Genomic DNA, 12,414 nt, shown 5'->3' with positions numbered 1-12,414 from the left:
CCCCCGACGGCCGGCCCCCGTCCGGCCTGCCTCGCTCCGGAGGTCTGACCCGCCGGGACGTCGGCAGGTGACCCAGCAGGCGCTCACCGAAGGGCACACCGTCACCGCGGTCACCCGGCACCCCGAGGACTTCCCGCTGAGTCATCCGTCCGTACCGAGCTTGCTCCTCGACGTGCCCGCACCCGGCGAGACCTTCTTCTTCCGCAAGGTGCTCGAACCCCTCATCGCGCGCACCGCCAGACGCCCGGTGTACGACGACATGCGGCGCATGGAGCGGATCGTGTGCGACAGCGACCGCGTCTGGACGGTCCTCCGGTCCGCGGGCCTCTTCGACGCGGATGGTGTCAGCGACTACCGGGTCGCCATCTCCCGCCCGCCCGGCCGGTTCACCTCGCGCGCGGACCTGGCGGACGCGCTCCTGCGTGAGGTGACCGGTGACCTTCATCCGCACGCATTCGTGGATGTCCGCACCGCGGAAGGCATTCCCCGCATTCTCGACGTGATCTGGAAGGAGGCGTTCGGCGGAAGGCGATGAATCCGGGGCAACAGAAGTATGCTTTCGCAAATTTCGTGATCATTTCCGTATTGGGCCACTCATGAAAGCCCCCGCCGGCACCAGCTCAACCTCCTTACTCAGTGATGCAATCAAGTCGCGTTCGAATACCGGCTGATCATTATGAGCAGGAATTTCGTTGGCAAAGTGCTGTGAGTTGTCCAGTAGGCCGCTGTTAACGTCTCTGGCGCCCGATCCGGAACGCAAGGAGCAGGCCAGTGCCCTCGAAGAACCCGATACAGTCACCGCATACCGCACGGCGTGAGCACGCCCGGCGCAGAGCCCGGTCGAAGTGGTCGCTCGCCGTCATCGGTGGGCCGGTGATCCTGGCCGTCGTAGCCGGATCGGTGTTCGCGGCGGGCGCGGGCCACCACCAGCAGGCGCAGGCCGGTGGAACGCCGGCCGCACAACCGGCGCAGGACGCCGCGCCCGATCCGAACTGCACCCTGGTGGTTCCCCGCCACCCGCTCACCGCCCGAGGCCTGGCCACGCCCTACAAGCTCGTCGCCACGGACCCCGGCAAGGGTCCCTGCCACGAGGCCAATCCCGACCAGGCGGCCTTCGTCGAAGCGGCCATCGTCACCAGAAGCGGCAAACTGACCGTCTACGACCCGCTGGTGATCGACAAGGGGACGAAGCCGGCCGCACCCACCGTCCGGCCCACCGTGCCGAAGGGATCGACGGTCGGCGTGTGGTTCGGCTTCAACGGCGACCAGCTCACCCTCAAGTCGAGCGGCGGCAGCCTCGCCCAGGGCAGGTGCGTCAACGGCGTGCCCGGATCCGTCTTCGGCCAGTTCGCCTACTGCAACGCCCCCGCCTTCTTCCGCGCCGCCAACGCCCAGACGGCCAGGAAGCACATCCGGATCCCCGCCCTCGGGACCGCCAGGGACGGGCGGCCCTGTCCGACCACGCGGGACTTCTCGGTCGTGGACCAGGACGGAAGCGACAACGTGGTCACCCACTACCTCGCCGACGCCCAGGGCCGCATCGCCCAGAACAACGCCGCGAGCAGGGCGGCCCTGCGCAAGGCCGCGCAGGCGGGCGACCGTCAGCACGGCAACGCGTTCACCGACCTGACCAACGGCAGCGACAACCTCCTGCTGACCCACTTCATCGACCCGGCCCTGGGCTGCACCCCGTTCACCGCGCCCAACCAGTCCAGCGACGGCCAGGCCTCCTCGGCCCTGCCCCTGGACGAGCTGTCCGCCGCGGCCCGTCAGCGGGCCCCGATCGCGCTCGTCCCGGAGAACGACCCCATGACGCTCGTCGACGACCACACCAGCGTCCGCAAGACCAACCGCTATCGCGCCGGCGTCGACATGCCCCCGGTCGGCGCCGGCCACGGCGGCGACGGAAAGGCCTTCTGCGGCACCCTCTTCGGCGACCCCGCCGGAATCCAGCGCGTCTTCGAGGACAAGGCGCTCTTCACGAACGCGCCCTCACCCGACCCGGGAGCGGCTCCCAACCTCTTCGGGTTCCTGGCCTCACGGGCGAACGAGTCCTTCACCAACCTCGGCTGCGACCGGCTCCTCGGCGTCGCGAACCCCGTCGGTCTCACGACGGACGCGGAAGGTCTGGTGACCGACGCCGTGCTCGTGCCGCTCGGCCAGACGCCGCCGTCGAGCAGTCCCGCGAACAGTGCGTCCCCGGCCGCCGCGCCGAGTACCGCGTCACCTTCCGCGAGCCAAGCCCCGGCGACACCGGTCACGAGCACGCCCACGTCCTCGCCGACGCCCATCGCCAACGATGGCTCGTCTCCGCCGAGTTCGACGCTCCCGAGCCCCTCGCTCACCCCCGTGACGCCGTCTTCATCGGTGAACGTTCATTAGTTGTACGGTCGCCGTTCCCGTACAGGGCGATGGGGGTTGTCCCCCGGAAACCGCAGTGCGCGAAGAGCCGTCGATACCGGTCACCTGCCGGTACGGCGGCTCGGCGCATTCTCGCCATGAGGCAGGCTGACACGCCGGTGACCCACGAGGTCAGAGTTTCTGGGGAAGGTAATGTGTTCGAGGCTCGAACGGCCCCGCGCGGGAACCGGGTTGGAGATCGCGAGGGGCATGTCGTCCGTCTGAGCCGCCTGCACGCGACCTCTGAACATGGAGTTGATGAACGTGTCGACCGGCGGCAGACAGCTGCGGAGCCGGGCCGCGTCAGCGGCCCTCGTCTGTGCGATCACCCTGTTACCGAGCCCGAGTTACGCGGCCCCGAGTGAACCCGACCCGCAGAACGACAAGTCGATCGAGGACATCCACACCGAACTGAACGGTCTCTACCGCGCGGCGGAGGTGGCCACCGAGGCCTACAACAACGCCGACGAGAAGGCCACCGAGCAGACGAAGCGGCTGGCCTCGCTCCGCAAGGACCTGGCGCGCACGGAGAGCCGGGTCGACTCCCTGCACGACCTCGCCGGCGCGGCCGCCCGGACCCAGTACCGCGGGGGAGACCTGGATGCCACGGGCATCCAGCTGCTGCTCGGCGATCATTCCGACCAGGCCCTGAACGAGGCGTCCCAGGCCCGCCAGGCCTTGCGGAACCTGGTCAACGTCTCCGAAAGCCAGAAAACCGCCCGAGCCGAGTTGAGTCGGCAGACCGACGCCGCCGCCCGGAAGCTGCGAGAGCTGAAGAGCAGCCGAGCCGACAAGGCCGCCGCCAAGCGGAAGATCGAGGAGAAGATCGCCGCGGCCGAGCGGATCGAAGCGGGACTGAAGACGGAACAGACCCGCAAACTCGCCCAGTTGGAGAAGCAGGAGACGCAGAAGGCCAAGTCCGAGTGGACGGGCCCCGATGCCTCCGGCGGCAGGACCAAGGCGACCGGAGCGGCCGCGAAGGCGGTCGACTTCGCCATGGCGCAGATCGGCAAACCGTACGTGTGGGGCGCCGTCGGCCCGTCCTCGTACGACTGCTCGGGACTCACCTCCACGGCGTGGGCGGCCGCCGGGCACCCCATACCCCGCACCTCGCAGGCGCAGTGGCAGGGACTGACCCGGGTCAGCCTGTCGTCCGCGCAACCCGGAGACCTGATCATCTACTTCAGCGACGCCACCCACGTGGCGATGTACATCGGGGGCGGGCAGATCGTCCACGCCCCGCGGCCCGGACGCACGGTCACGACCGCGCCGGCCGCCTCCATGCCCATCCTCGGTGTCGTGCGACCCGGAGTCTGAGCGGATGTCCCAGTCACTGACACCCCGGGACCAGGGGAACCTGCCCGCGCTCAGCGCACCGCCGCTGATCCGCCTCGACGCCTATGTGGCCGAGGACGGGTCGACGGTGGTCAACGGTCATCTGCTGGAGATGGCCGGTACGCGACAGCCCAACGAGGCGATCCTCGACGCCATCGCCATGTTCGCCCGCACGCTGGGGGCCCCGGTGGCGGCCACCGTCATCGACCGCACCGTGCAGCAGGTGGCACGGCTGCGGGTGTACCCCGACGGCTCGAGCCGGACCATCGGCGACGAGGAGGACCTGCCGCCGGGGCGCGAGCGCACCGCCGCCGAGGAGGAGGCGTTCCCTCCGCTGGCCCGGGTCGAGCGCATCATCCAGCACGCGCAGCGCGAGGAGATGCACGCGGCGTACGTACTCGCCAGGGCGCTGCGGGAGCACCTCACACTGCGCAGGGGCGCGGAGGACGAACTCTCGCTGGAGGCACGGGCGATCGAGGCCTACCTCGCCTACCTGCGGGGCGACTACATGCTCTCCACCGTCCTGGCGCTGACCGTCGCCCGCATCCGTTGCCGCACGGACCTGAACCGGGCGGCGCCCGAGGTGGCCCGCGCGACGGCGGCGTGGCAACGGCTGGAGGACGACCGTCAGGTGGCCACCAGGGGACAGGAGTTGCTGCACATGTGGGAGCGCCTGTCCGCCGAGGGGCTGCTGCTGGAACCGTCCCACCAGGCCATGGCGCAGGCGGTGCGGACCCGGCTCGACCGGGGCGGCCAGTCCGTTCCGTCCCCCGCCTCGACGCCGGCCCTGACCACGGGCCGGGGACCGGTCGCCCCCGAGGACAAGCCCCTCAAGCCCACGCGACGGGGGCTGCGGCGTTTCACCCGCCGGGCCGGCCGGTCCGCGGAGTCCTCGCCCTAGATCACGGGACGCGGCACCCGTCAGTGGTCGTGCGGGGGCGTGCCGGTCAGGAAGTGCACCACGTTGGAACGCTGTCCGAAGTAGTAGGGCCGCACCCGGTACGACGCCTGTTTCTCGCTGGGCAGGGTGATCAGACCGAAGGAGGTGACATCGGCGTCCAGCGCGGCGACGGGGTGGAAGCCGTGGCTGCCACGCGGCCGGTCCTCCAGCAGGTAGCCCTGTTCGTCGTCCGCGTGATCGTGCCAGGTGAACCGGATGCCGTTGGCCTGCATGACGGTGGCCCGCAGATCGGTCGGCGCGGCCGCGTCGGTGCCGGACGCACGGCGGATCGAGGCGGTGGTGCCCGGTTGCCCGCGGAGGGTGCGCGGAGTGGCCCAGGAAGGGTCGCGCGTCCGCTCGCGCGTGGTTCGGGCATCGTCGGGCAGGTCGACCTCGATCGGTCGGGACGCCGGGCCGTAGTAGGGGCGGACGCGGTAGTAGAAGGGTGTGCGCGGCATGAGGTCGGGGTGGCGGTAGCTGTTCTGGGTCGGCGGCAGGTAACCGAGGATGGTGTAGGGCCCTTTCGGGTTCGTCGCGAACTCGACGACACGCCCGGCGGCGCCGGGTTCCTCGCCGGTCCAGGTCAGTACGACGTCCACGGGCGAGGCCAGCGACCCGGAGAGCTCGGTGCGGCCGCGGTCGGAGGCGGCCCGCGGCCTCGTCGCCGTACCGTGCGATGCCAAACGGTCGGCGGTGGGGGAGGAGCAGGCGGTGACACCGGCGGCGACGAGGAGCGCCACCGCCAGCGTACGGACCGGGACGAGGCCGTTCATTTCTTCCAGAACTTCACGTCGCTCCACACGACGGTCGCCGGCCCGCTCCCGCTGCCGGTGCGGTACGCGCCGATCTTGTCGTAGAAGCTGCCGCCGGGGCTGTCGTCCGTGTGTTTGAGGGAGCCGTTGATGTAGGTCCGGTGCTCCTTGCCGACCTGGTGCACGGTGTTGACACGGACGGTGGTGCCGATCGTGGCGACGTTCGCGATCGTGTCGCCGTCGTGTACGTCGTAGAGCCTGCCGCCGCGTTCGACCGCCAGCATGAAGTAGGGGCCGGCGTGTCCGCTGGTGTCGTTGAACGTCTGCTTGAGGCTGATGCGGGTGCCGCCCATGCTGGTGATGCGGAAGTATCCCTCGAACTGATGGGTGCCGCCGCTGTACGTGGCGTAGCGGCGCTCGGCGCGCTGGTCACCGCTGCCGGTGGAACAGGTCAGCTTGAAGGTCAGGCCGTCGACCTGGCCGCATCCGCGTTCCTGAACGGTGTAGGAGGGCGATTCGGAGGTCCAGCCCCCCGGCTCGACCTCGGCGTGCGCGGCACCCGGTGCGGCCAGCAGTAGTGCGCAGGCGGCCGATAACCCTCCGGTCAGCTGGTACTTGTTCGGCATGTCTCCCACTTCCTCTGCGTTTGGCTCCCTCCTGCCCGGGGCGGAGGGCAAGCCGGAACAGGTTGGTCCGGACCAGACGCCACGGTACGAGTGGGATCAAGGTCTGTCCATATCCGTGACTGAAGTTCTCATGCAGGAACGGACGTGGCATGTCCCGGCACCAGGACCAGGCACTCGCCCGGAAGGTGACAACGCGGCCGGACGGGGCACAGGAATGCTGCGGTGTCCGCCGAGGGGCGGGTCCGCCCGTGACGGGGTGGGGAGGGCACATGGACGTGCTGGCCCGACTGGACCGATACCAGCGACGCCACCGACGCGCGGGCATGCCGCTCGCGGTCGTGTACAAGTTCTTCGACGACCAGGCCACGTACCTGGCCGCGCTCCTGGCGTACTACGGCTTCGTCTCCCTCTTCCCGCTGCTGCTGTTCCTGGTGGCGATCCTCAGCGCCGCCCTGCACGGCAATCCGCAGCTGCAGCACTCCGTGCTCCACTCGGCGCTCGGTGAGTTCCCGGTGATCGGCGACCAACTCGGCCACAGCATCCACTCCTTCCACGGCAGCGGTGCCGCGGTGGCGGTGGGTGTCACGGGCAGCGTCTACGGCGCCCTCGGCGTCTCCCAAGCCGTCCAGCACGCCCTGAACAAGATCTTCGCGGTGCCGCGGCATGCCCGGCCCGATCCGCTGCGCTCGCGGCTGAGGGGCCTGTACTTCCTCCTGCTCCTCGCGGCCGGACTCGGCGTGACCACGGCGCTGTCGGCCGCCGAATCCGCGACGGGCGCCTTCGGCACGCGTCTGGCGATCGGCCTGCGTATCGCCGTCGGCGTGGCGGGCGTCGTCGTCGACGCCGCCCTGCTCCTGCTGAGCTTCCGCCTCATGACCCGGCGCCGACTGCCGCTGCGCTCGATGCGTGGCCCGGCTCTGGCAGCGGCGTGCGCCTGGCAGGTACTGCAGTGGGGAGGCTCGTACTACATCGGGCATGTGCTGCGGGGTGCCACGGCGACGTACGGCATGTTCGGGATCGTCCTCGGACTGCTCGCCTGGATCTACCTGGCCGCGGTAGTTTACCTGGCCACGGCGGAGGTCATCGCCGTGCGACACTTGCGGCTGTGGCCGCGCAGCCTGATGACGCCCTTCACCGACCACGTCCACCTCGCGGCCGGCGACCTGCGCGCCTACCGCTTCTACGCGAACGCGGAGTCGTTCAAAGGATTCGAGAAGATCTCCGTCCGTTTCGGTGATCCCCCGCCTCCGCCCGTGGGGGAGAAAGGACCGCTCTGACGCCGGCCGGGATCTTGGGCGTGAACCGGGGTAGTCGAGGAGGGACCGAGGGAGGAACGCCATGACGACGTACGTCATCTCGGTGCCGGGGACGTTCACCGGCGCAGCAGGGCAGGAGACACAGAGCGAGCTCGCCCGGGCCCTGCGGCCAGTGGACCCGCACCAGACCCACATGGGGAACGAGGAAGATCTCGACGCCCTCACCGTCAACGACGACGGCACCTTCACCGTCCGGCTCAGGATCGACGCGGACAGCGCTCCCGAGGCCGAACGGGCGGCCCGGAGCTACGCGGAGTCCGCGCTGAACGCCGTGGGCCTGGACGAGGGCAGCGCCCCGCTGGGACCGGCAGCCGTCACGGGCATCGACTCCGAGGGCTGAGCGCCGGCCGGCTGGGCCGTCGGCCGGTCCAGGGCCGTGGGTTCTCGCCGCCGAGAACCATCTCCGAAGGCTCCGGGCCGGTCGAGTCCGGCCGTCATACCCGCCGACCCGCCAGCACGTGCCGCAGTGCGTCGGCCACGGACCGCGGTACGCCGACTCCTTGGACCACGTCCAGCACATGGTGCGCCACCACCAGCGCGTCGACGCCGAGACGAAGGGCGACGTCGGCCAGGACCTCCCCGGCGTCCTCGATCGGCAGCGGCCCGAGAACGGCCAGCGCGCCTTCCGCCATGTGGAGGGTGGAGCGTGCGGCGAGAGCACGCCGGAGCCCGGCCAGCTCCGACTGCTCCAATTCTCTGCCGACGGCCTGGTCGTGGGGCCGCACCTCCACGAAACGAGGGTGTGGTCTGGACGATCGCATGGCACCGCCTTGTCGGGACTGAGGACCATCCGATACCCGGCTTCCGCGAGGAAATGGCGAGGGGCGACGCATCTTCACACCGCGGTCATCTTCGTTGCGATCGCAGACGAGGCGCGTGTGACACGCGTGATCAGGGGCAACAGCGGGGTGTGCGGCGCTCTCACTCCCATCGCCGCATTCGCTGCCGCGAAAAGCACGGCCCGGAAGAAGGTGACAGCGTGGCCGAGGCCCTCCCCGACGAAGCGTCCGAAGCGGGTCCGGTGACCAGGCGGAAGGCGGTCGCGGAACTGCCCCGACAGGTTCGCGACGAACTCGCCCGCCGACTGAGGCGGAACAAGCGGGCCTTCCGTCCCGACGATGTTCAGGTGGTCGAACCCCCTCTGCTGCGGCGCGCCGTAGGCGCCTCCGCACTCGGCAACTGCATGGAGTGGTTCGATTTCGGCGTCTACAGCTACCTGGCCGCGACCATCGGCAAGGTCTTCTTCCCCGGCGCGTCCCCCGGAGCCCAAGTCGTCTCATCGTTCGCCACCTTCGCCGCGGCGTTCGTCGTACGGCCCCTGGGCGGGCTCGTCTTCGGACCGCTCGGTGACCGCCTCGGCCGGCAGAAGGTGCTCGCCACCACCATGATCATGATGGCGGTCGGCACGTTCGCCATCGGCCTCATCCCCAGCTACGCGACGATCGGCATCGCCGCGCCGATCCTGCTGCTCCTGGCCCGTATGGTGCAGGGGTTCTCGACCGGGGGCGAGTACGGCGGCGCGACCACGTTCGTCGCCGAGTACTCACCCGACCGGCGACGCGGATTCCTCTCCAGCTGGCTCGACTTCGGCACCTTCGTCGGATACGCCCTGGGCTCCGCCCTGGTCACGCTGCTGAACCTCGCGCTGAGCGACGATCAGATGCTCAGCTGGGGCTGGCGCGTGCCGTTCCTGATCGCGGGCCCGCTGGGTGTGATCGGTCTGTACATGCGGCTGAAGCTGGAGGAGTCGCCCGCCTTCCAGCAGCAACTGGACGAGCACGAGAAGGGTCTCGCCCAGGAGTCGGCGGGCAGCGAGTTCAAGGCCATCGTCACGCGGCACTGGCGTCCGCTGCTGATCTGCATGGGTCTGGTGCTGCTGTACAACGTCACCAACTACATGGTGACCGGGTTCCTGCCGACCTATCAGACGGAGACCCTGCACCGGTCCAGTGGTTCGGCCGATCTGCTGGTGCTGATCGGCATGGTGTGGATCGTCCTGCTGATCACCTTCATCGGCCGTTTCAGCGACCGGATCGGACGCCGGCCCGTCTACGGTGTCTCCGCGGCCGCGATGATCGTGCTGGCGGTTCCCTCCTTCCAGCTCATCAAGATGCACGGGACCTGGCCGCCGATCATCGGCGTGCTGATCCTCTCCACGCTGCTGGCCTGCTTCGCCGCACCGAGCGCCGCCACCTTGCCGGCCCTCTTCCCGACCGCCGTGCGCTACGCGGCCATGGGGATCGGCTTCAACATCGCGGTCGCGGCCTTCGGCGGTACGACCCCGCTGGTGACCGAGGCGCTGGTCAACCTCACCGGCGACGACCTGATGCCCGCGTACTACCTGATGCTGGCGGGTGCGATCGGCCTGCTGACCGTCAAGTTCCTGCCCGAGACGGCGCAGGTCCCGCTGAACGGATCCCGGCCCATGGTCGGCTCACGCGAGGAGCAGCAGGAACTGATCTCCACGTCGAAGGAGTTGTACGGCGTCGCGTCGCGCCGCCCGCGGGCCGAGCACTCGACGCCGTCCGCTCAGCCGCGTCTGCGCTGAACCCGACAAGGGCCTTGCCGCACCACGGGGGAACGGTGCGGCAAGGCCATGTCCCCCGGTTGCCCGGCACGGCCGAACTCATGCACGCCGGCGGTCGGATCGCCGGCCGCGCGTCACCGGAAGGCCGCGATGTTGTCGGCCGCCCACCGGGCGAAGGCGCGGGGCGGGCGGCCGAGGAGCCGCTCGATGTCCGGGCTGACCCGGCGCAGACCGGCCGAGGGTGCGCCGAGGATGTCGAGGGTGCGTTCCACGACGGGTTCGGGCATGAACCGCACCATCGCCGCCCTGGCCTCCGACCGGCTCTGCTCGACGAAGCTCACCGGCTCGCCCAACGCGTCCCCGATCGCGGCGGCTTGCTCGCGGGGCGAGACCGCCGCCGGTCCGGTCAGCTCGTAGACCCTGCCCGCGTGCGCGGCATCCCGCAGCGCGACGGTGGCGACCTCGGCGATGTCGCCCGGGTCGACGGTCGGCAGTGCGACATCCCCGAAGGGCGCCGTCACCGTCCGTCGCCCGCGCACCGCCTCCGCCCACTGCAGGGTGTTGGAGTGGAAGCTCCCCGGCCGCAGGACGGTCCACTGAAGGCCCGACTGCCGGACGGCGTCCTCCATATCGGAGGGGAGCTCTCCGGTGCCGACGGCCTGGGAGGACAGCAGGACGATCCGCTGGACGCCACCGTCGCGCACGGCATCGAGGACGCTGCCGAGGTCGCCGCCGGCGGCCATGAAGTCGCCGGAGGTGAGCAGGAACAGCGTGTCGGCCCCGTCGAGGGCGGGCTTGAGGTTCCGCGGCTCGGTCAGGTCGGCCCGATGATGCCGTACCCCTGCCGGCAGTGGTGCGGGCGGGGTCCGCCGGGACACCGCAGTCACCTGCTCACCCGCCGCGGCGAGCGCCCGCACAAGCGGCCGCCCGACATTACCCGTTGCGCCGGTCACCACGATCATGTTCTCTCCCGTTTCCGAGTCCTTGAGGTGCACGGCGACGCTACTATCGCGAAGTCAGTAGGTACCTAGAGGAAAGTACTGGGACGAGGGGGCGGATGTGGCCGAGAGCACAACAGGGCAGGACCGGGCCGAGGTCTCGCCGAACAGCGCCTGTCCGATCGCGCCGGTGGTCGACCTGGTCTTCAGCCGGTGGACCACTCCGATCCTGTGGACCCTCAACGAGTACGGCCGGCAACGGTTCGTGGAGCTGGAACGCCGGATCGCCACCATCACGCCCAAGGTGCTGACCCAGCGGCTGCGTCAACTGGAGCGTGACGGGCTCGTCCTGAGGACCTATCACGCCGAGGTCCCGCCCCGGGTGGAGTACGAGATCTCCGAACTCGGCCGCAGTCTGGCGCCGTTGTTCGCGGCGCTCTCCGAGTGGTCGCCCAATCTGGACCACGTCGAGCGGGCCCGCCGGGCCTACGACGCCAGGCAATAAGCCCAGGCCGGAGCGCGGTCCGGTTCCGGCGCCGACGTATTTGCCAACTCCTGACCCAGAAACTCGTGTTGGCCTCGTTGACATGCCGCAAGCGCAGGCGTTTCACTCGACACTCGTGAATGGCAACGTTGTCAGGCCGGGCGACCGGAATCGTTGCCTGTCGCCGGCGCCGCGTTCTCACGGCGCCGGCGACCGATGTGCGAGCACGAACTGCTGCGGAGGCAACCGATGGTGAGACCCCGACGTTCAGCTGCACCACGCGACCGAAGAAGACTCCCCCGACGGATGGCGGTTCTCTGCGTCCTGGGCATGGCGGCCCTCCCGCTCACGGGCATGGAGAGCGCCCACGCCGCGGGCACCGCGACGCCGGCCTTCGTGAAGGATCCCGCGTCCCTGGTCAATCCCCTCATCGGCACGTCCGGTGCCGTGGACACCTTCCCCGGCCCGGACATGCCGGTCGGCATGGTGCAGTGGGGCCCCGACACGACGCCCCACCGCCCCGACGGCGGCGGATACGAGTACAACGACAGCAAGATCTCCGGCTACAGCCTCACCCATGTCTCCGGCCCCGGCTGCCCCGTCGCCGGCGACCTGCCGATCCTGCCGGTGACCGGCGCTCTGTCGGGCAGCCTGGGCGACACCTCCGTCGGCTTCAGCCACAGCGACGAGCAGGCGGGCATCGGCTACTACCGGGTCACCGACGCGAACGGCGTCAGGACCGAGCTCACCGACACCACCCGGGCAGGTCTGGGCCGCTTCACCTTCCCGGCGGGCCGGCAGGCGAACCTGCTGTTCAAGCTCAGCGGCGGCGCCACCCAGGTGGACGGAACCCGCGTCCAGGTGGTGAGCGACAAGGAGATCAGCGGCGCGATCGACAGCGGTCACTTCTGCGGCGCCAACAACAGGTACACGCTGCACTTCGACATCAAGTTCGACCAGCCGTTCACCGAGAGCGGCACCTGGGTCGGCAGCACCATCAACCCCGACGCGAAGTCGCTGAAGGCCGGCAAGGTCCGGCAGACCCCACAGGCGGCCAGGACCGCACCGCTGAAGGAGAAGCACTTCACCGTCCCGG

The 12,414-nt window shown here is 69.8% G+C and carries 12 protein-coding genes and 1 pseudogene; 9 read left to right on the top strand and 4 right to left on the bottom strand.

Annotated elements, in window-relative coordinates; all coding sequences use genetic code 11:
- The first annotated feature begins 67 nt into the window (after positions 1 to 67).
- The 4 genes from GRC12_RS34025 to GRC12_RS34010 all read left to right on the top strand — a co-directional run bounded on the left by GRC12_RS34025 (position 68) and on the right by GRC12_RS34010 (position 4,636).
- Positions 68 to 535 carry an NAD(P)H-binding protein gene (locus GRC12_RS34025; RefSeq protein ID WP_208783673.1) on the top strand — a complete coding sequence of 156 codons (468 nt, stop codon included), beginning with the start codon at positions 68 to 70 and terminating at the stop codon, positions 533 to 535.
- A gap of 236 nt (positions 536 to 771) precedes the next feature.
- Positions 772 to 2,382 (top strand): hypothetical protein, encoded by a 1,611-nt coding sequence (locus GRC12_RS34020; RefSeq protein WP_208783672.1) that lies wholly within the window; start codon positions 772 to 774, stop codon positions 2,380 to 2,382.
- 276 nt (positions 2,383 to 2,658) lie between these two features.
- Positions 2,659 to 3,717 carry a C40 family peptidase gene (locus tag GRC12_RS34015; RefSeq protein WP_208783671.1) on the top strand — a complete coding sequence of 353 codons (1,059 nt, stop codon included), beginning with the start codon at positions 2,659 to 2,661 and terminating at the stop codon, positions 3,715 to 3,717.
- Between the two features lie 4 nt (positions 3,718 to 3,721).
- Complete coding sequence (locus GRC12_RS34010) at positions 3,722 to 4,636, top strand: hypothetical protein (protein ID WP_208783670.1); 915 nt, start codon at positions 3,722 to 3,724, stop codon at positions 4,634 to 4,636.
- A 20-nt stretch (positions 4,637 to 4,656) separates the two neighbouring features.
- Here GRC12_RS34010 and GRC12_RS34005 read toward each other — a convergent pair whose 3' ends face one another.
- Together GRC12_RS34005 and GRC12_RS34000 are read right to left on the bottom strand one after the other, a co-directional pair.
- A complete protein-coding gene (locus GRC12_RS34005) occupies positions 4,657 to 5,448 on the bottom strand; it encodes a fibronectin type III domain-containing protein (RefSeq protein ID WP_208783668.1) in 792 nt (263 codons plus the stop codon).
- Positions 5,445 to 6,053, bottom strand: coding sequence for a hypothetical protein (locus GRC12_RS34000; protein WP_208783665.1), 609 nt, complete (start codon positions 6,051 to 6,053; stop codon positions 5,445 to 5,447). Before GRC12_RS34000 ends, GRC12_RS34005 begins: the two co-directional genes overlap by 4 nt.
- A 269-nt stretch (positions 6,054 to 6,322) precedes the next feature.
- Between GRC12_RS34000 and GRC12_RS33995 the strand changes: the two genes are divergently transcribed.
- Together GRC12_RS33995 and GRC12_RS33990 are read left to right on the top strand one after the other, a co-directional pair.
- Entirely contained in the window at positions 6,323 to 7,330 is a 1,008-nt protein-coding gene (locus GRC12_RS33995) for a YihY/virulence factor BrkB family protein (protein WP_208783663.1), read from the top strand.
- 61 nt (positions 7,331 to 7,391) lie between these two features.
- Positions 7,392 to 7,709, top strand: coding sequence for a hypothetical protein (locus GRC12_RS33990; RefSeq protein ID WP_208783661.1), 318 nt, complete (start codon positions 7,392 to 7,394; stop codon positions 7,707 to 7,709).
- A 94-nt stretch (positions 7,710 to 7,803) separates the two neighbouring features.
- On the opposite strand, the gene GRC12_RS33985 is transcribed toward GRC12_RS33990, so the two are convergent.
- Positions 7,804 to 8,100 carry a hypothetical protein gene (locus GRC12_RS33985; RefSeq protein WP_208783659.1) on the bottom strand — a complete coding sequence of 99 codons (297 nt, stop codon included), beginning with the start codon at positions 8,098 to 8,100 and terminating at the stop codon, positions 7,804 to 7,806.
- Positions 8,101 to 8,348: 248 nt separating this feature from the next.
- Here GRC12_RS33985 and GRC12_RS33980 point away from each other — a divergent pair, with 248 nt between their 5' ends.
- A complete protein-coding gene (locus GRC12_RS33980; RefSeq protein WP_308286700.1) occupies positions 8,349 to 9,917 on the top strand; it encodes an MFS transporter in 1,569 nt (522 codons plus the stop codon).
- Between the two features lie 113 nt (positions 9,918 to 10,030).
- Here the strand turns inward: GRC12_RS33980 and GRC12_RS33975 are convergent, their stop codons facing one another.
- Positions 10,031 to 10,858 (bottom strand): NAD(P)H-binding protein, encoded by an 828-nt coding sequence (locus GRC12_RS33975; RefSeq protein ID WP_208783657.1) that lies wholly within the window; start codon positions 10,856 to 10,858, stop codon positions 10,031 to 10,033.
- A 97-nt stretch (positions 10,859 to 10,955) separates the two neighbouring features.
- Here GRC12_RS33975 and GRC12_RS33970 point away from each other — a divergent pair, with 97 nt between their 5' ends.
- Entirely contained in the window at positions 10,956 to 11,339 is a 384-nt protein-coding gene (locus GRC12_RS33970; RefSeq protein ID WP_208783655.1) for a winged helix-turn-helix transcriptional regulator, read from the top strand.
- 285 nt (positions 11,340 to 11,624) lie between these two features.
- A pseudogene (locus GRC12_RS33965) lies at positions 11,625 to 12,414 on the top strand (lectin); the annotation flags it as partial.

Source organism: Streptomyces griseorubiginosus, from assembly GCF_017614965.1.
In the GTDB taxonomy this organism is placed as follows: Bacteria; Actinomycetota; Actinomycetes; order Streptomycetales; family Streptomycetaceae; genus Streptomyces; species Streptomyces griseorubiginosus_B.
Note: the sequence above shows the minus strand (reverse complement) of the source record. Positions and strands in the feature narration are given on the sequence as shown.